Here is a 19,071-nt window from a genome sequence, read left to right on the forward strand (position 1 = left end):
GGGCCGGGCGAGGCCCGGCCGGTAGACTCCCCGGCGTGAGCACGCCAGACACCGAGACCCAGCAGCGACCCTCCGAGCCCGCCCACCGGTACACGCCCGCCCTCGCGCAGGAGATCGAGGAGCGCTGGCAGGACCGCTGGGACGAGCGCGGCACGTTCTACGCCGCGAACCCGTCGGGCGAGCTCACGAGCGGCGACGGCGAGCACGCCGGCGCAGCCGAACCGTTCTTCATCATGGACATGTTCCCGTACCCCTCGGGCGCGGGGCTGCACGTGGGGCACCCGCTGGGATTCATCGCCACGGACGTGGTCGGACGGTTCCGCAGGATGTGCGGCGACAACGTGCTGCACGCCATGGGGTTCGACGCCTTCGGCCTGCCCGCCGAGCAGTACGCGGTGCAGACCGGTGAGCACCCGCGCCTGGTCACCGAGCGGAACATGGTCACCTACCGGCGGCAGCTGCGCCGCATGGGCCTGGGCCACGACCCGCGCCGCAGCTTCGCGACCATCGACAGCGACTACGTGCGCTGGACCCAGTGGATCTTCCTGGAGATCTTCGACTCCTGGTACGACGCCGACGCCGAGCCGGTCGGGAAGCCGTCCGACGGCAGCCAGACAACCCAGCGAGGCCGCGCGCGACGCATCGCCGAGCTCCGTGACGAGCTGGCCGCCGGCACCCGCGCGGTGCCCGGTCCGTGGGGCGAGGAGCACGGCGGTGACAACTCGCAGGGAGCCGTCTGGGCGGCCCTGAGCGAGGGCGAGCGCCGGGACGTGCTGGACTCCCAGCGCCTGGCCTACGTGGACTCGTCCCCGGTGAACTGGTGCCCCGGCCTGGGCACGGTGCTCGCCAACGAGGAGGTCACGTCCGACGGTCGCTCCGAGCGCGGCAACTTCCCGGTCTTCACCAAGAACCTGCGCCAGTGGAAGATGCGGATCACCGCCTACGCGGACCGCCTGACGGACGACCTGGACCTCATCGACTGGCCCGACAAGGTCAAGGCGATGCAGAGGAACTGGATCGGCCGCTCCACCGGTGCGAACGTCCGGTTCCACGTCGTCGGGTCCGGCGACGCCTCCGTCGACCCCGCCGGTGCCGGTCAGGAGATCGAGGTCTTCACCACGCGCCCCGACACCTTGTTCGGCGCGACGTTCATGGTGGTCTCCCCGGAGCACCCCCTGCTGGACGAGGTCCCCGCGACCTGGCCCGAGGGCACCCGCGACGCCTGGACCGGCGGGCACGCCAGCCCGGTGGAGGCCGTCGCCGCCTACCGCGCCGAGGCCGCGGCCAAGACCGCCGTCGAGCGGCAGGCCGACGCCGGCAAGAAGACGGGCGTGTTCACCGGTCACCTGGCCGTGAACCCGGTCGACGGGCGGACCGTCCCGGTGTTCACCGCGGACTACGTGCTGATGGGTTACGGCACCGGCGCGATCATGGCGGTGCCGGGCGGGGACGACCGCGACCACGCGTTCGCCGAGGCGTTCGAGCTGCCGATCGTGCACACGGTCGAGCCCGCGGGCGGGCTGCCGGAGGGCCACCAGGGTGCCTGGACCGGCGACGGTGTGGCCGTGAACTCGTCGAACGAGGAGATCTCGCTGGACGGCCTGGGCGTCGCGGACGCCAAGGCCAAGATCATCGACTGGCTCGAGGCCCGTGGCGCCGGCGAGGGCACCACGACCTACCGCCTCAACGACTGGCTCTTCAGCCGCCAGCGCTACTGGGGCGAGCCGTTCCCGATCCTGTGGGACGCGCAGGACCGCCCGGTGGCGGTGCCCGCCGACCGGCTGCCCGTCGACCTGCCGGAGGTGCCGGACTACTCGCCGCGGACCTTCGCGCCGGACGACCGTGACTCCGAGCCCGAGGCGCCGCTGGGACGCAACGACGACTGGGTGCACGTCACCCTCGACCTGGGCGACGGTCCCCAGCAGTACCGCCGGGACACCAACACGATGCCCAACTGGGCCGGGTCCTGCTGGTACTACCTGCGCTACCTCGACCCCACCTGGGGTTCGGTGGGAGCCGACGGCGCCACCGACACGACGCTGCCCGTGATCGACCCGGCCCTCGAGCAGTACTGGATGGGGCCGCAGCACAACGACACGGCCGGTCCGGCCGGCGGCGTCGACCTGTACGTCGGCGGCGTCGAGCACGCCGTGCTGCACCTGCTGTACGCGCGGTTCTGGCACAAGGTGCTCCACGACCTGGGGCACGTCAGCTCCCGCGAGCCTTTCGGCAAGCTGTTCAACCAGGGGTACATCCAGGCGTACGCCTTCACCGACGACCGCGGCACCTACGTGCCTGCCGCGGAGGTCGAGGGCGACGAGCAGAGCGGCTGGACGTACCAGGGCGCCGCGGTGGAGCGCGAGTACGGAAAGATGGGCAAGTCGCTGAAGAACGTCGTCACGCCCGACGACATGTACACCGAGTACGGCGCCGACACGTTCCGTGTCTACGAGATGGCCATGGGCCCGCTGGACCTGTCGCGCCCCTGGAACACCCGCGACGTCGTCGGGTCGCAGCGGTTCCTGCAGCGGCTGTGGCGCAACGTCGTCAGCGAGGAGACCGGCGACCTGGTCGTCTCGGACGACGAGCCGGCCCTCGCGACGCTGCGTGCCCTGCACCGCACCGTCGCGGACGTCCGCGTCGAGATGGAGCAGATGCGGCCCAACACGGCGATCGCCAAGCTCATCACGTACAACAACCACCTGACCGGTCTGGACGTGGTGCCGCGGGCGGCCGTCGAGCCGCTGGTGCTGATGGTCGCCCCGATCGCCCCCCACATCGCCGAGGAGCTGTGGGAGCGGCTGGGTCACGACGCGTCGCTGGCCCGCGAGCCGTTCCCCGTCGCCGACGAGCAGTACCTGGTGGCGGACACCGTGACCTGCGTCGTGCAGGTCAGGGGCAAGGTGCGCGGACGCCTGGAGGTGGCGCCGGACATCTCGGAGGCCGACCTGCAGGCCGCCGCGCTGGACGAGCCCAACGTGCAGCGCGCGATCGACGGCGCCGAGATCCGCAAGGTGATCGTGCGGGCGCCCAAGCTCGTGAACATTGTCGTCTGAGCCGGAGGTGCAGCGGAGGGTGAGGGCCGAGCGCAGCGAGGCACTCGGCCGCAGCGGAACCGCAGGCTCGGACGATCGTGGTGCTGGTGAGCCGGAGGTGCAGCGGAGGGTGAGGGCCGAGCGCAGCGAGGCACTCGGCCGCAGCGGAACCGCAGGCTCGGACGACGAGCGCTGCCGTCTGGTGGCGTCGTGACGGCGGCACGGCTGGCGGCGGCGCTCGCGGGCGCGGAGCGGGCCTTCGCGACCCCGACGCTCGGGCTGCTGCACAAGGTGGAGGCCCCGCTGGTGGTCGCGGTGCTGCGCTGCGTGTTCACGCCGGACCGGCCCACGGTGGCCACCGAGCAGCTGCACGTGGAGGTCGACGACCTGCTGGCCGAGCTGCGCTCGGCGGCCGGTCCCGCGGGCGAGGATCGTGCGCCGGACGTGCCCGACGACCCGGCCCGGGTGCTGTGCACGCGCTGGGTGCGCGAGCGCTGGCTCGTGCGCTCGCTCGACGACGCGGGCGCCGAGCGCTACCGGCTCTCCAGCTATGCCGCGGAGGCGCTCGACGTCGTCGCCCGCACCCAGGGCACCCGCGGCCTGGTCAGCGAGTCGCGCATCCGGACCCTGCTGGTGACGGTGGAGGACCTGGCGCGTGACGCCCGTCCCGACCGCGAGGCCCGGATGCGCGAGCTCCGCTCGCGCATCGACGAGGCGCAGGCGGAGCTGGGCCGGCTCGAGGCCGGGGGAGAGGTGGAGTCGGTCGCGCCCGCGCGGCTGGCCGAGCAGTACGACCACGTGCTGTCCCTGGTGCGTGAGCTCCCGGCCGACTTCGCCCGGGTCGCGGAGTCGATCTCCACACTGCAGCGCGAGATGGTGACACGGCTGCGTCAGGACGAGCGCACGACCGGCGTCGTCGTCGCCGACTACCTGGACGCCTCGGAGAACCTCCTGGAGCGCACCCCGGAGGGCCGGGCGTTCGCCGGTGCCATGGAGCTGCTCGGGGACCCGGACCTGCTGGACGGTCTCGAGCACCGGGTCCGCTCGATCCTCGACCACCCGTTCGCGGCCGAGCTGCCGCCGGACCACCGGGCGGTGCTGCAGACGTTGCGGACCCAGCTCGTCGGCGCGATCGAGGTGGTGCTGGCCGCCCAGGCGCGGGCCTCGCGGACGGTCACCGCGCAGATCCGCCACCACAACCCGTTGCGCGACCGCGAGCTCGACGACGCGCTGCGCGAGGCCACCGCCGCGATGGCCGACTGGTTCCCGGCGTCGGGACGTGCGGCGCGGGTCGAGCCGCTGCGCTGGTTCGAGCGGGCACGTCCCTGCCGCCTGCGGACCGCGCTCCACGACCTGCGCCCCGAGACCCCGCCGGACGACCTGGAGGACTGGTCCGACGGCCTCGCCCCGAGCGACGAGATCGCCGACCTGCGCGCCATGGGCGGTCCGCAGCACGCCGAGATCCTGGCGCACCTGAGCACGATCGCCGGCCCGTCGAGCATCGGTCAGGCGTTCACCGCCGGACCGGACACGCTGCGCCGCCCGGTGGAGCTGCTCGGCTATCTCGACCTCGCCACGGAGGACGACGGCGGAGGGTCCGGCGACGTCCCGGCGGACGGGCTCGAACGCGTCACGGCGACGCGTGCCGACGGGACGGTCCGCGACTTCGTGCTGCCCCGCACCCCGATCAGGAGGACGGATGACTGAGCTGGAAACCGTCGAGGAACCACGCACGTCGGAGGCGCCGGACGACCAGGTACCCGCGCCGTCGGGCACCTTCGTCGAGCCCGCGGCGGTCGAGGACGACGACCCGGGGCTCTTCCCGGGCGACACGGGCGTGCTCCCGTTCGAGGCCCGCCGTGTGCTGGCGCTGCTCCTCCAGCGGCGCTACCTCGCGGCGGCGGACCACCCGCTCGAGTGGAAGGCGCTGCTGAGCCACCAGCAGGTGATCTCCTCGCGCCTGCACGACCTGTTCGTCGAGCTGGTCGTGGACCGCGACTACGAGATCGCCTACAAGCGGCAGGTCCGCTCGGACGGGCTCACCATCCCGGTGCTGCTGAAGGACGAACCGTACAAGCGGGTCGAGACCCTGCTGATGCTGTTCGTGCGCAACCGGTTCCGCCAGGAGCAGGGGGCCGGCCAGGCGGCCGCCTACGTGGACGCCGAGGAGATGGCCGACTACGCCCTCGGCTTCCTCGCGCACGACGAGACCAACCTGTCCGCACGACGGCGGGAGATCGACAACGCGGTGGCGGCCCTGGCGCGTGAGCGCGTACTGGACGAGGTCGCCACCGGCCGGTACCGCGTCCTGCCGGTGGTGGAGATCCTGCTGCCGGTGGACCGGCTGCGTGAGCTGACGCGTTGGCTGCGGGGGGACGCCGCCGCACCTGTCGAGCACCCCGCGCCGCCCGTGCTGCCCGACGACGACACCGCGGCGAGCCCGCAGGAGGCGGACGAATGAGTGTGACCATCCCGGCCGGGACGCGGATGAACGACTCGCTGTTCGGGCTGATCCCCGCCGCCTCGGACGGCCGGCAGTGGACGGCCCGGTCGATGCAGCTCGTCAACTGGGGCGGCTACCACGGCCACCACGAGGTGCGCTTCTCCCGGGCCGCGACGTTGCTCTCGGGGGCGTCGGGGTCCGGCAAGTCGACCCTGCTGGACGCCTACATCGCGCTCATGATGAGCCACACGACGCCGTTCAACGGTGCCTCGAACGGCGCGGCGGCCGGGCGGGCCCGGGGGCGCGAGCAGCGCAACGTGCTGTCCTACGCGCGGGGCAAGCTCGACGAGTCCCGGGCGGACGGCACCACCAGCCGCGAGCAGGTGCTGCGCGGCGACGGCGTGGACACGTGGACGGCGATCGCGATGTCGTGGTCCGACCAGTCCGGCGGGACCCTGACGGCTCTGCGTGCCTGGTACGTGCCCCGTGGGGCGACTCGCAACGAGGAGTGCGTCGTCGTGCGCGCGACGGCCGACGGCGCCTTCGACCTGCGGGACCTGGAGCCGCTGGCCGCGGGACGGTTCGCCCGCGCGGCGCTGACCGAGGCCGGTCTGACGCCGTACGACACGGACGTCGCGTTCGCCACGCGGCTGCACTCGGCGCTCGGCATCGGTGCCGCCGGCGACGGGCACAAGGCGATGCAGCTGCTGGGCCGCATCCAGGCCGGCCAGGCGATCACCACCGTCGACGCGCTGTACAAGGCGATGGTGCTCACCGAGCCGGAGACGCTCGAGGTCGCCGACCGTGCCGTCGAGCACTTCGACGAGCTCAGCGCCGTGCGCACCGAGATGCTCACGGCGAACCGGCAGGTCGAGGTGCTGCGCCCGATGCGGACGTTGCGCGATCAGGCCGAGGCCGCGCAGCGTTCCGTCGCGCTGCTGGACACGCTCGGGGTGCCCGACGGCGGTGGACGGGGCGAGCCTGCTGGTCCCACGGCGTTCGGGGCGTGGCGCGACGGCCGCCGGCTCGCGCTGGTGCGGGCGGAGGAGGAGGCGAACCGGGTGGCGCACCGTGCCGCCGAGGAGCGTCGTACCGCTGCTGCCGCACGGATCGCGTCGGCCGAGGCGGACCTGGAGGAGGTGCGCGCGTCGCTGCGCAGCCAGGGCGGCGACGCGATCGAGTCCACGGAACGGGAGATCCGCCGTCGGACCGAGGTGCTGGAGGAGACCCGGACGGCACGGGCGGGCCTGGAGACCCACCTCGCGGTCCTGCAGGAGCAGGTCGCCTCGAAGCGCGACTTCGACCGGGTGCTGCGCCGGGCGCGCGACCTGGTCGAGGAGCGCACGCTGCGGGCGGGCGAGCACGAGGAGGACGTCTTCGCCGCGCGGCAGGCGGTCGCCGAGGCGGAGAATCGGCTCGCACGTCTCGAGCAGGAGCAGGTGTCGCTGTCCGGACGGCGCGGCAACATGCCGGCCGAGGACCACGCGGCGCGGCTCGCACTGGCTGAGGCCGCGGGCCTCGAGGTGGACGAGCTGCCGTTCGTGGGCGAGCTGCTCGAGGTGCGCGGCGAGTACGAGCCGTGGCGCGAGGCCGTCTCGGTCGCGCTCGGCGGGTTCGCCACCACCCTGCTCGTCGACGCCGAGCGGCTGGCGGAGTTCCGCGCGGCGATCGACGGGGTGTCGCTGCGCCGGCGCGTCCGGTTCGAGGGCGTCCCCACCCACCTGCCGCTCGACGACGACGCCGACCCGTCGACGCTGCCCGGCCGGCTCGAGGTCAAGGCCGGTCCGTTCGGCGGCTGGCTCGCCCGGCGCCTGGCCGAGCAGTTCGCCTACGTCTGCGTCGACGACCCCGCCGAGCTGCGGGACCACCGGCGGGCGCTCACGCGCACCGGACAGATGTCCGACGGGGCACGGGGAGCCCATGGCGGAGCCGGGCGTGCCTCGGTGCTCGGCTTCTCGAACACCCGCCGCCGCACCCGTGTCGAGGCCGACGTCGAGGAGGCCCGCGGGGCGCTGCGCGACGCCGGTGCCGCCCTGGAGGGTGCCCGGTTGCGGCAGGCGGCGCACACCGACGAGTTCGTGGCGGCCAGCCAGGTCTTGCGGGTGTCGTGGGAGGACGTCGACGTCGCCGCCGCCGAGCAGGCCGTCGCGGACCGCACGGAGCGTCTCGAGGCGCTGCGCGACGGGTCCGACGCGGTCCGCGGGCTCGCCGAGGACGAGCAGCGCCTGCGCTCCCGCCTCACCGAGCTCTACCGCGAGCGCGCCGACGCCGAGAACCGAGTGCGTGAGCTCGGCGAGCACTGGGCGGCGATCACCGACCTGGTCGACCAGGTGACCGACGCAGTCGAGAGCGCCGAGCGGGCCGACGTCGCACCGACGGCCGTGCAGCGCGAACGCCTGGACGCCGCGCTGGCCGCCGTGACGCCGTCGGACCCGCAGACGCTGTCGCTCGCCGCGCTGGAGCAGGCGACCACGGCCGTCGTGCGCGAGCTCGTGCGCGACCGGGACGAGGCGCTGGAGGCCGGGCGCACCGCGCGCGCTGCGCTGCGCAGCGTGTTCGAGCGCTTCTGCGACGCGTGGCCGAACCCCAACCTGGGCACGGACCCTGAGGAGTCCTACGAGGACTTCGCGCGGATCCTCGACGAGATCGAGGACCAGCGGCTCTACCAGCTCACCGAGCGCTGGTCACGGACCCTGGGCCGGCTCAGCGGTCACGACCTGACGCTGCTCGGCAACGTCATGAACCGATCGGTCGCGGAGATCCGCGAGCGCATGGAACCGGTGAACGCGATCCTGGCCACCTTGCCGTTCCGCGACGACACCCATCGGCTGCGCATCACCGCCCAGGTGACCGAGGCGCGTGACGTGACCTCTTTCCGCCGCCAGCTGCGCGACCTGGCCGCCGACCCGGGAGAGCAGACGCCCGCGGAGCGGCAGCGACGGTACGAGCGCATGGCGCGGCTGATCGACCGGATCCGTCCGGACTCGCCGGAGCGGCGCCGGCTGGTGGACGTGCGCGAGCACGTGCGCATCAGCGCCGAGTGCGTGGACCTCGAGGGTCGCCACGTCAGCGTGTACGACCACATCGCGGGCAAGTCCGGCGGGGAGTCGCAGGAGCTCGTGGCGTTCATCGTGGGGGCGGCGCTGCGCTACCAGCTCGGCGACGCCGGGGCGGAGCGCCCGCGGTACGCGCCGGTCTTCCTCGACGAGGCGTTCATCAAGGCCGACGCCCGGTTCGCCGGCCGCGCCGTGGGTGCGTGGCGGGGGCTGGGGTTCCAGCTCGTCATCGGTGCCCCGTTGGACAAGGTCAGTGCGCTGGAGCCGCACGTGGACGTCGTGCTGCAGGCGGTCAAGGACGCGGCGGGCCGCTCGCGGCTGGTCACGCTGGTCGGTGCCTGAGCCGGTCAGCCGATCGGCCAGACGAACCGCACCTTCACCGGCCTCTTGGTCACGGGCACGAAGCGGAGGCGGCCGGTGCGCGCCTCGTCGGCGGGCACCTTGAGCTTGACGCCGTGCCAGCGCGTCGTGGCGGACCGCGCGTCCACCGTCCCGAGGTACCTCTTGCCGACGTAGACCTTCATGCGGCCGGCACGCGGACCGGTGCGGACCGAGACCCGGACGCCGCGCACCTCGGTGACGCGGTCGCTGGTCCGCGGCACACCGTTCCGCTCGCTGACGACGCCGAACGGGCGCGTCCCCGCACCGGAGTCCCGGACGATGGTCCGGTCGAGGTCGAAGTCCTCCAGCGGCGTCAACGGCGCCGACGTGCAGCGGCGCTTCGACCAGGCGCCGACTCGGGGTGGAACTGCACCCCGTGCAGCGGCAGGGCGCGGTGCCGGCGGAACCCTAGCGTGCGGGACGTGGGACGCACCACGCCCTGAACGGCGGACGACGGGCGTGTTTCCGTGCGGGGTCGGCTCGGCCTCAACCGACGACACGGGGCGGGGCCGTGGGTAGTGTCGACCACGTGACCGAATCGACCCCCCTGATCGCCACGCCGGAGCACTCCGTCGAGGGCTTCGTCCGCGAGTACCTGCGCGAGCTCAACTTCGCCCAGGGCACCGTGCTGCAGCGGGCGAGCGTCAACGACCAGTACCTCGCGCTGGCGCGCACCGTCCGGCACTACCTCATGGCCCGGTGGATCACGACGACCACCGACCACTACCGCCGCCAGCCGAAGGCGGTGGCGTACCTGTCGGCGGAGTTCCTGCTGGGCCGACAGCTCGACAACGCGCTCGTGGCCGCCGACCTCGAGGCGATCGCCGCCGAGGCGCTCGCCTCGCTGGGCATCGACCTCGCCGACCTGCGCGAGGCGGAGGTGGAGCCCGGGCTCGGCAACGGTGGGCTCGGACGTCTCGCCGCCTGCTTCATCGACTCGCTCGCGACGATGTCGGTGCCGGCGATCGGCTACGGCATCCGCTACGAGTACGGCATCTTCCGCCAGACGTTCGTCGACGGCCGCCAGGTCGAGAAGCCGGACGACTGGCTGGCGGCCGGCGCACCGTGGGAGTTCGCCCACCCGGAGCACGAGGTGACGGTGGGCTTCGGCGGGCACACGGAGCGCTACGTCGACGGCGAGGGCGACGACGCCGTCGAGCGCACCCGCTGGCTGCCCGGCTGGAAGGTGCTCGGCGTCCCCTACAACTACATGGTCCCGGGCTACCGGAACGGCATGGTCAACACCCTGCGGCTGTGGAGCTCGCGGGCGACCCACGCGTTCGACCTGAAGATCTTCAACCACGGCGACTACGCCGAGGCGGTCCGCTCACGCACGTTCGCCGAGAACATCTCCAAGGTGCTCTACCCCGAGGACTCGACGCCGCAGGGCAAGGAGCTGCGCCTGCAGCAGCAGTACTTCTTCGTCGCCTGCTCGCTGCGGGACTTCATCGACCAGCTGCTGCCCGAGGGTTTCGACCTGCACCGGCTGCCGGAGCGGATCTGCTTCCAGCTCAACGACACCCACCCGGTCATCGCGGTGCCCGAGCTGATGCGCATCCTCGTCGACGAGAACGGCTTCGACTGGGACGAGGCGTGGGAGGTCACCCAGGGCTGCTTCGCCTACACCTGCCACACGCTGCTGCCGGAGGCCCTGGAGGTCTGGCCGGTCGAGCTGCTCGGGCGGCTGCTGCCGCGCCACCTGGAGATCATCTACCGCATCAACGACGAGTTCCTGGTACGGGTGCGGGACCGCTCCGGCGACGACGAGCTGCTCGTGCGACGCATGTCGATCATCGCCGAGCACCCGGCGCGCAGCGTGCGCATGGCGCACCTCGCCACGGTGGCGGCGACGAAGGTCAACGGCGTCGCCGAGCTGCACTCCCAGCTCCTGCGGGACAAGGTGCTCGCGGACTTCGCCCGGATGTGGCCGGAGAAGTTCACGAACGTCACCAACGGGGTGACGCCACGCCGCTTCGTCCGGCTCGCCAACCCGAGGCTGTCCGAGCTGATCACCGAGGCGATCGGTGACGGCTGGGTGACCGACCTCGACCGGCTGCGCGAGCTCGAGCCGATGGCCGACGACCCCGAGTTCCGCCGGCGCTTCCGCGAGGTCAAGGCCGTGAACAAGGACCGGCTCGTGGACCTGCTCGCCCGCCGCGACGGGATCGAGGTCGACCCCGGCACCATGCTCGACGTCATGGTCAAGCGGCTGCACGAGTACAAGCGACAGACGCTCAAGATCCTGCACGTGATCACGCTGTACGACCGCATCGTCTCGGGCGAGGTCGCCGCCGAGGACCTGGTGCCGCGCACCGTCGTCTTCGGCGCCAAGGCCGCCCCGGGGTACGCCATGGCCAAGGAGATCATTGCCCTGATCAACCACGTCGGCGCGGTGGTCGGCGCCCACCCCGAGGTGTCGAAGGTGCTGCGGGTCGCGTTCCCCGCGAACTACAACGTGACCGTCGCCGAGACGCTCATCCCGGCCGCCGACCTGTCCGAGCAGATCTCGCTGGCCGGCAAGGAGGCGTCCGGCACCGGGAACATGAAGTTCGCGCTCAACGGTGCGCTGACCGTGGGCACGGACGACGGCGCGAACGTCGAGATCCGCCAGCTCGTCGGCGACGACAACTTCTTCCTGTTCGGGCTCACCGAGCCCGAGGCCGCCGCGATGCAGGAGGCGGGCTACCGGCCGTCGTCGTACTACGAGTCCAACCCGGCGCTGCGCCGGGCGCTCGACCTCGTGGCGCACGGCGAGTTCTCCGGCGGAGACCGCTCGGTCTTCGAGCCGATCGTGTCGAACCTGCTGGGGGAGGACCGCTTCATGGTGCTGGCGGACTACCAGCCGTACCTGGACGCGCAGGAACGGGTGGAGGCCGCGTACCGCGACCCGGACGCGTGGAGCCGTTCCGCGGTGCTCAACGTGGCACGGTCCGGGTTCTTCTCCTCGGACCGCTCGATGCGCGACTACATGGACCGCGTGTGGCACGCCGAGGTGCTGCCGCCCGCCTGAGACGTGAGGCTGCCGTCGTCGGACGCCGGTGCCCGGCGCCCGACGACGGGCCCTCCCCGTGTCAGGGACGGTGCCGGCGGTCCAGGTCCGGGCGGTGGTGTCGGGCACGTCCTGGTGCGCGCCTTCCTTCCCCCCGGACAGCAGCCCCGCCGACGGCGACGAGCGCCTGGCCGGGGTGCGGCGGTGCACCTCCGACGGCCCGGTCCGCAGCGGTGGCGGTGGGCGTGGCGTCGTCGGGCATGGGTGGCACGCTAACGCGACGCGGCACGGTTCGCGCGCGGGGGACCACGCGTGCACGGGGCCGCGAGCCGTGCTCGCTAGACTCGCACCGATGCCTGACTCTCCTGCCGTGCGCGTCGTGACCGACTCGACCGCCTGCCTCCCCGCCGCGGACGACGCGACGTACCCCGCGCTCTGGGAGGGCCCGGGCCACGGCCCGCTCGTCGTCCCGCTGCACGTCGTGACCGACGGCGGGTCGCTGCGCGAGGGCGTCGACGTCAGCCCCGAGGACGTGGCCGCCCGTATCGGAGCCGGCGAGGGCCTGACGACGTCCCAGCCCTCGATCACCGAGCTCGCCGACGCCTACCGGCAGCTCGTCACGGACGGCGCCCGCTCCGTGGTCTCGGTCCACCTGTCCGCCGACCTGTCCGGCACCTTCGCCGCGGCGCAGCGTGCCGGGCAGCGGTCGATGGTCCCGGTGCGCGCGGTCGACTCGCGCACGGCGGCGATGGCCCTCGGCTTCGCGGCCGTGGAGGCGGCCCGGTGCGCCGCGGCAGGCTGCGACACCGAGCACGTGGCCCGTCGAGCGGCCGACGTGGCCGCCTCGGCGGAGGCGGTCTTCCTCGTCGACTCGCTGGAGCACCTGCGTCGCGGCGGGCGGCTGACCGCGCCGGCGGCGGCCCTCGGGGCCGCGCTCGGCGTCCGGCCGATCCTCGGGCTGCGCGACGGGCGGGTCGAGCTCGTCCAGAGGGTGCGCACCCGTTCCGCCGCGACGGCTCGTCTCGTGGAGATCGCCGTCACCCGGGCGCGGGCCGCCACCCGTCCGGCCGTCGCGGTCCACCACCTGGGCGCACCGGAGCGTGCCGCCGAGGTCGCGGCCGTGCTGGCGGAGCGCCTCGGCGTGCTTCCCGTCGTCACCCCGGTCAGCGCGGTGCTGGGCGCGCACGTGGGGCCCGGTGCGCTCGCGGCGATGGTCGTCGACCGAGGTGGGCACGTCCACGACCTCGAACCGGGCGGCCCTTGGTAGGACCGGCGTCCGAGGCCGTCCCCGGCCGCGAACGTCCACAGGCCGAGGTCCCACGGCGTCCGGCGGGCCGCGCGCCTGCCTAGCCTCGCGCCGTGACCACCACCGACACCAGCTCCGGGCCCGAGGCCGCCGCTCGCCTGGCGGCGCTGCGTGCGGCGCTCGACGCCGCGGCCCCCGCACCAGCGCGACCGGTGGCGCCGGAGGTTCCCGGGGCCACCGAGCCCGGTGACGAGCCCGACCCGGAGCTCGTCGATCGCCTGCGTGCCCGGCGCTCGGCCGGGCACGTCGCCGCCGCGTACAGCGCCGCGCACGGGCACCCGCTCGGCGGCGACGACGGCGCCGCCCGGAGCCGCTGGGCCCTGTCCGGCCCCACCGCCGTCGTCGCCTGCCTCGCGCTCCTGGTCCTGACGGTGGCCGTCCTGGGCGTGACGATCTGGTCGGACGAGGACGTCGAGGACCTGGGTGTCGCCGTCGGTCCACCGTCGGCCACGAGGGTGCCCGACGACGCCCGGGCCGGGGCGCCCGTCGCTCCGGGCGACGGCACGTCGGCCGACGACGCCGGGACGCAGGTCACGGACGACGTGCCCCGGGGTGACGTGCCCGCGGACGACGAGGCGGCGGCCGAGGACGGCGCGGCACCGCGGTCCGCTGCGAGCGTCGTGGTCCACGTCGTCGGCGAGGTTGCCGACCCGGGCCTGGTCGAGCTGCCGGCAGGCGCACGGGTGGCCGACGCCGTCGAGGCGGCCGGGGGCTCGACGGACGGCGCCGACCTGACCGCGCTGAACCTGGCGCGCGCGGTCGTCGACGGCGAGCAGGTCGACGTCCCCGCGCCCGGGGACGACCCTCCGGTGCAGGGCGCGCCCGCCGATGCTGCCGCCGTCGGCGGTCCGGACCGGCCGCGCGGGCTCGTGCCCCTCAACACCGCGGACGCCGCAGAGCTCACCTCGTTGCCCGGCGTCGGCCCGGTGATCGCCGAGCGGATCGTCGCCTGGCGCGACGAGAACGGGCCGTTCACGCGTGTCGACGAGCTCACCGAGGTCTCCGGGATCGGGCCCGCGCTGCTGGCCGACGTCCGCGACCTCGTCTCGTGGTGACCCGCGACCTGCGCCTCGCGCCGACGGCCGTCGCGGCCTGGGTCGCCGCGTGGCTGCTGAGCCGCGACAACCCCTCGGGCAGCGGCCGGGACGTCGCCGTCGCGCTCGTCGCCGCGGTCGTCGTCCTCCTGGCGCTCGTGCTGGTCCGACGCCGCGTGCGGGCAGCCGCCCACCTGCTGCTCGTCGCGGGCTACGTGCTCGCCGTCGGCGCCTCGGCGCACGCACAGAGCGCCGCCCGGGCCCCGCTGCCCGAGCTCGCGGTCGAGCAGGCGGTGACGACGCTGCACGGGACGGTGGCCGCCGAGCCCCGGCCGGCGACCTTCGGCGGCGGTCATCGCTTCGTCCTGGCCGTCGACGAGGTCTGGGCACGCGGCAGCGGGTCGGCGGTCCGCGGGCACGTCGAGGTGACCGCACCGGGAACGCCCCCCAGCTACGGGGCCCGGGTCGTCGTCGACGCCCGGCTGGGCCCGCCGGAGTTCGCGCCCGGGACGGTGGCCACGGCATCCGCGACGTCCGTGGCCACGACCGCACCGCCGGGAGCCGTCCTGCGCGCGACGGCGACGTTGCGCGCGGCGCTGCTCGAGGTCACCGACGACCTGTCGCCCCAGGCGCGCGGGCTCGTCCCCGGAGCCGCCGTCGGGGACACGACCCGGCTGCCCGAGGACCTCGACGAGGCGATGCGGGTCACCGGGCTCACCCACGTCACGGCCGTCTCCGGCAGCCACTTCACGATCGTGGTCGCCGCGCTCACCGTGGTCTGCGTGCTGCTGCGGGTGCCGCGCGGGGCCCGCGTCGGTCTGCTCGTCGTCGGGGCGCTCGGGTTCGTGCTGCTCGTCCGCCCCGAGCCCAGCGTGCTGCGGGCCGCATGGACGTGCGCCGTGGCACTGCTCGCCCTGGCGCTCGGCAGGCCGTCGGCCGGCCCGCCGGCGCTCGCCGTGGCCTCGACGGTGCTGCTCGTCGCTGACCCCTGGGTGTCGCGGTCCTTCGGGTTCGCGCTGTCCTGCGCGGCGACCGCGGGCATCATCCTGCTCACCGGGCCGCTCGCTCGTCGCCTGGCCCCGTGGTGCGGCCGCGCCGTCGGCTTCGCCGTCGCCGTGCCTCTGGCCGCCCAGGCCACCTGCGGCCCGGTGCTCGTCCTGCTCGATCCCGCGCTGCCCCTCACGGCCGTGCCCGCCAACCTGCTGGCCGCGCCGGCCCTGGTACCCGCCACGGTGCTCGGCCTCGTGGCCACGCTGCTCGCGCCGTGGGCGCCGGCGGCCGCCGGCGCGGTCGCGTGGGTCGCCGGGGGAGCGACGGCCTGGATCGCCGCGGTCGCCCGGTTCTTCGCCGGCCTTCCCGGTGCGAGCACCCCGTGGCCGGGGGGAGCCCTCGGTGCCCTGCTGCTCGCCGGATCGTCGGCGGTCGTGCTCTGGGCCGTCCTGCGCCGACCGCCGGCACACGGCTGGCGCCGCCCGCTCGGAGACCTGGTGGCGACGCTGCGGCGCCGCCACCGGCTCCCCGGAGGCGGGCGCGTCGGCTCGCGCCGGTCCGGCACCTGGGCCGCGGCAGCGGTGCTGGCGGTCGTGGCGGCGGTGCTGTTCGTGCCGCGCTGGCCGGTCGTCGGCGCGGGCACGGCGGGGACTCTGGACGACTGGCAGGTGGTCGCCTGCGACGTCGGCCAGGGTGACACCCTGGTGGTGCGCAGCGGACCGCGTGCCGCCGTCGTCGTCGACGTCGGGCCACCGGGCGACGCCGCTGCGCGGTGCCTGGGACGGCTCGGCCTCGAGCAGATCGACCTGCTGGTCCTCAGCCACTTCCACACCGACCACGTCGGTGGCCTGGACGCGGTGCTGGCCGGACCGACGGTGCGTGCGGCCCTGGTCTCCCCACTCGACGAGCCGGCCGCCCCGGCCGGACGGGCGCGCGCGGCGCTGCACGACGCCGAGGTGCCGGTCAGCGCCGCCGTGCCCGGACACCGGGGCGTCGCCGGCACGGTGACCTGGGAGGTGCTCGGGGCGGACTCCCGTGGCGGGGCGAACGACGCGAGCGTCGTCCCGGTGCTGCGGACGGCGAGCGGGATCGACGTGGTCTCGCTCGGCGACCTGGAGCAGGAGGGACAGGAGCGGTTGCTGGCGGGGCTCCGGGCCTCCGGGTTCCCCGACGAGCCGGTGGAGGTGGTGAAGATGGCGCACCACGGGTCGGCGTCGCAGTCGCCGGCCCTGGCGGCGCACCTGGGACCCGAGGTCACGCTGGTGCCGGTCGGGGAGAACGACTACGGCCACCCCGCCGACACCGCGCTGCGGCTCTACGAAGCCGTCGGGTCGCGCGTGGTGCGCACGGACGGGTGCGGGACGGCGGTGCTGGCCGTGCGGGACCGTGGCCTCGTGCTCGACTGCGCGCGGCGGAGGCGGCGGCGGGTGCGACGCCGCCGTCCGACGGACACCGGTGGCGCCGGCCGAACCGACGCCACCGACGCGTCACGATGAACCGCCGGGGGAAACGGTCCACGTCCTCTCGGGCAGAGCGTCTCGATCGCTCGCCCGAACCGTTCCCATCGTGGGCCGTCGGAGGTCTCAGCGCGTCTGTCGATCGACGTATTCTTCGAGGACCCATCGGGCGACCTGGACACGCGAGCCCACACCCAGCTTCGTCCGGATGCGCTCGACGTGCGTCCGTGCGGTCCCGGGGGAGATCACCAGTCGTTCGGCGATCTGCGGGTTGGTGAGCCCCTCGGCGACGAGGCCGGCCACCTCCAGCTCCCGGGGCGTCAGCACGTCCGTGTGCCGCGGCCGGGAGGTCCGGCGGCCGAGCACGACCACCTCGGCGATCGACATCGACGGCTCGGCGTCGGTGCCGTCGGCGTCCGCGAGGTCCGGGGAGCCCATGCGCCGCAGCATCTCGGCGGCCGCGTGCCGGCAGTCCTCGGCGTCCCGTGCGCGGCCCGTCGCCGCCAGGACGAGGGCGAGCTCGTCGACGAGCGGAGCCGCCTCGGCCAGGGCGTGGTACGGCGCGAGGTCGTCGAGTCCCTGCAGCAGGAGCGTGGTCGCGGTGGCGAAGTCGCCGCGGTGCCGCGCCACGACGCCCAGGTGCCCGCGGACCCGGCCCATGAGCCAGACCGGCGGGTGGACGGCGAAGACCTCGAGCGCCTCCTCCAGCAACGGTGCCGCCGCGTCGACCCGGCCCGCCGCGAGCTCGATCCCGCCCAGGTTGGCGCACCACAGCGCGTGCAGCTGGGGGTCCGCCTGCGGGTCGTACAGCTGGCGGATCTCCTGGTACGCCGCGCGGGCGTCGTCGAACCGGCCCTGGGAGGCGGCGGCGTCGCCGGCCCCGCCGAGCGCGAAGGGGAGCCAGGCGCGGGGCCCGTTCTCCCGGATCCGTCGCAGGGAGTCCTCGGCGTGCTCGGCGGCCTCGTCGACCAGCCCGAGCACACGTTCCTGGTCGGAGCGCATGTACTCGAGGACGGCACGGTCGGACTCCTCGAGCGCTGCGAGGGCGGCGATGGTGCGGTCCAGCCCGAACCGGATGCGGCCCGTGACGCGCCAGAACCGGATGGTGCTGGTCAGCAGCCCCACCAGGACGGGCGCGTCACGGGTCGCGATCGCGCTGTCGATCGCCGCGACGACGTCGTCGTGGAGCATCTCGAGCTCGGCGATCTGTTCCGGCGAGAAGTACCGTGCGCGATGGCGTTGCGCGGTGACGCGCTCCAGGACGGCCCGACGGTGCGCGCCGGCGACCTGGGCGCGGGCGTCGTCGTCCAGGCCGGCGCGGGCGTGCTCGCGCACGACGGCGAGCATCCGGTAGCGGGTCGTGGCGCCCGTGGTGTCCACGAGCAGCAGCGAGTGGTCCACGAGCTCGTTGAGGGTCGCGGCGACGCGAACCGGTGCCGTGGCCGGCGGCCCGACGGCGGCGGCCAGCGCGGCGTCGAACGACCCGACGAACGTGCCGAGCCGGTGGTACAGGTCGACGGCCGCGTCCGTGAGCAGCGCCAGGCTCCAGTTGAGGGAGGCCGTCATCGTGCGCTGGTGCGCCGTCCCGCCGCGCATCGCCGGCAGCGACAGCCCGTCCGCGAGCAGGTCGTCGAGCTCGGCGGGGGCCATGCCGCGCAGCTGGGTCGCGACGAGGACCAACGGGAGGGGGAGCCCGTCGAGGCGGCGACAGACGGCGAGCAGGCGCGCGCCGTCGGGGCCGCCGGCATCGAGGCGGGCACCGAGGGCGTTCGCCCGCGCGGCGAGCAGCCGGACCGCGGGGCCCGGTGCCTCTCCGTCGGTCAGCGGCAGCGGACCCAGGTTCAGGAGTCGTTCGTCGGGCACGTCCAGGGGCCGTCGGCTGGTGGCGATGATCGTCAGCTCGGGGCAGGTGGCGGCGACCACGCCGACGAGGTGCGCGGCGGCGTCGAGCTCGTGCTCGCAGTTGTCGAGGACGAGCAGTGCCGGTCCGCGTCGCAGCTCCGCGGTGAGCACGTCGTGCGGGTCGCCCAGGGACGAGCGCAGGCCGATCGCGTGGAGCACGTGGACGACCACGTCCTCGGGATGGTCGACGGCGGTGAGGTCCACGAACCATCGTCGGCCGAACTGCCCGACGAGACGGTGGGCCACCTCGACGGCCAGGGACGTCTTGCCCGACCCGCCGACCCCGGTGATCGTGATGACCGAGTGGTTGGCCGCGTCGACGGCGCCCAGCACCTCGGTGACCTCGGGCTCGCGGCCCACCAGCACCGTGCGCCGTGCGGCGAAGGAGAGGTCGTCCGCCGGCGCGGTCTCCGTGATCCGGGGCCGGTTGTCCCCGGCGCGCGGGAAGGGGGCCGGTTCGGGCAGGCGGAAGGACATG

The 19,071-nt window shown here is 74.3% G+C and carries 11 protein-coding genes; 8 read left to right on the plus strand and 3 right to left on the minus strand.

Annotated elements, in window-relative coordinates; translation table 11 throughout:
- The first annotated feature begins 35 nt into the window (after positions 1-35).
- From leuS to UQW22_RS12605, 4 genes are all read left to right on the plus strand, one after another.
- On the plus strand, positions 36-3,056 hold the full coding sequence (gene leuS, locus UQW22_RS12590) for a leucine--tRNA ligase (RefSeq protein WP_407317329.1): 3,021 nt from the start codon (positions 36-38) through the stop codon (positions 3,054-3,056).
- Between the two features lie 189 nt (positions 3,057-3,245).
- The gene (locus tag UQW22_RS12595) at positions 3,246-4,742 is read left to right on the plus strand and encodes a DUF3375 domain-containing protein (protein WP_407317331.1); all 1,497 of its coding nucleotides are present in this window, start codon (positions 3,246-3,248) and stop codon (positions 4,740-4,742) included.
- Positions 4,735-5,496, plus strand: coding sequence for a DUF4194 domain-containing protein (locus UQW22_RS12600; protein WP_407317333.1), 762 nt, complete (start codon positions 4,735-4,737; stop codon positions 5,494-5,496). Before UQW22_RS12595 ends, UQW22_RS12600 begins: the two co-directional genes overlap by 8 nt.
- Entirely contained in the window at positions 5,493-8,876 is a 3,384-nt protein-coding gene (locus UQW22_RS12605; protein WP_407317334.1) for an ATP-binding protein, read from the plus strand. The genes UQW22_RS12600 and UQW22_RS12605 overlap by 4 nt, the downstream gene beginning before the upstream one ends.
- Positions 8,877-8,881: 5 nt before the next feature.
- On the opposite strand, the gene UQW22_RS12610 is transcribed toward UQW22_RS12605, so the two are convergent.
- Positions 8,882-9,232 (minus strand): hypothetical protein, encoded by a 351-nt coding sequence (locus UQW22_RS12610; RefSeq protein WP_407317335.1) that lies wholly within the window; start codon positions 9,230-9,232, stop codon positions 8,882-8,884.
- Between the two features lie 212 nt (positions 9,233-9,444).
- On the opposite strand from UQW22_RS12610, the gene UQW22_RS12615 reads away from it, so the two are divergent.
- Positions 9,445-11,925, plus strand: coding sequence for a glycogen/starch/alpha-glucan phosphorylase (locus UQW22_RS12615; RefSeq protein WP_407317337.1), 2,481 nt, complete (start codon positions 9,445-9,447; stop codon positions 11,923-11,925).
- 61 nt (positions 11,926-11,986) lie between these two features.
- Here the strand turns inward: UQW22_RS12615 and UQW22_RS12620 are convergent, their stop codons facing one another.
- On the minus strand, positions 11,987-12,166 hold the full coding sequence (locus UQW22_RS12620) for a hypothetical protein (protein ID WP_407317339.1): 180 nt from the start codon (positions 12,164-12,166) through the stop codon (positions 11,987-11,989).
- 90 nt (positions 12,167-12,256) lie between these two features.
- Between UQW22_RS12620 and UQW22_RS12625 the strand changes: the two genes are divergently transcribed.
- The 3 genes from UQW22_RS12625 (at position 12,257) to UQW22_RS12635 (ending at position 16,730) form a co-directional block, all read left to right on the plus strand.
- Complete coding sequence (locus UQW22_RS12625) at positions 12,257-13,171, plus strand: DegV family protein (protein WP_407317340.1); 915 nt, start codon at positions 12,257-12,259, stop codon at positions 13,169-13,171.
- Positions 13,172-13,263: 92 nt separating this feature from the next.
- Positions 13,264-14,265 (plus strand): helix-hairpin-helix domain-containing protein, encoded by a 1,002-nt coding sequence (locus UQW22_RS12630; RefSeq protein ID WP_407317341.1) that lies wholly within the window; start codon positions 13,264-13,266, stop codon positions 14,263-14,265.
- Positions 14,262-16,730, plus strand: coding sequence for a ComEC/Rec2 family competence protein (locus tag UQW22_RS12635; protein WP_407317342.1), 2,469 nt, complete (start codon positions 14,262-14,264; stop codon positions 16,728-16,730). The genes UQW22_RS12630 and UQW22_RS12635 overlap by 4 nt, the downstream gene beginning before the upstream one ends.
- Before the next feature lie 87 nt (positions 16,731-16,817).
- Here UQW22_RS12635 and UQW22_RS12640 read toward each other — a convergent pair whose 3' ends face one another.
- A complete protein-coding gene (locus UQW22_RS12640) occupies positions 16,818-19,070 on the minus strand; it encodes a LuxR C-terminal-related transcriptional regulator (RefSeq protein WP_407317343.1) in 2,253 nt (750 codons plus the stop codon).
- Position 19,071: the final 1 nt, after the last annotated feature.

The sequence above is a fragment of the Isoptericola halotolerans genome, from assembly GCF_045689585.1.
GTDB classification, from domain to species: Bacteria; Actinomycetota; Actinomycetes; order Actinomycetales; family Cellulomonadaceae; genus Isoptericola; species Isoptericola halotolerans_B.

Bases quoted from the DNA above. Each gene is read 5' to 3' on its own strand.
- UQW22_RS12600 (WP_407317333.1), top strand. From the start codon at position 4,735: ATGACTGAGCTGGAAACCGTCGAGGAACCACGCACGTCGGAGGCGCCG.
- UQW22_RS12605 (WP_407317334.1), top strand. From the start codon at position 5,493: ATGAGTGTGACCATCCCGGCCGGGACGCGGATGAACGACTCGCTGTTC.
- UQW22_RS12620 (WP_407317339.1), bottom strand. From the start codon at position 12,166: ATGCCCGACGACGCCACGCCCACCGCCACCGCTGCGGACCGGGCCGTC.
- UQW22_RS12625 (WP_407317340.1), top strand. From the start codon at position 12,257: ATGCCTGACTCTCCTGCCGTGCGCGTCGTGACCGACTCGACCGCCTGC.
- UQW22_RS12640 (WP_407317343.1), bottom strand. From the start codon at position 19,070: ATGTCCTTCCGCCTGCCCGAACCGGCCCCCTTCCCGCGCGCCGGGGAC.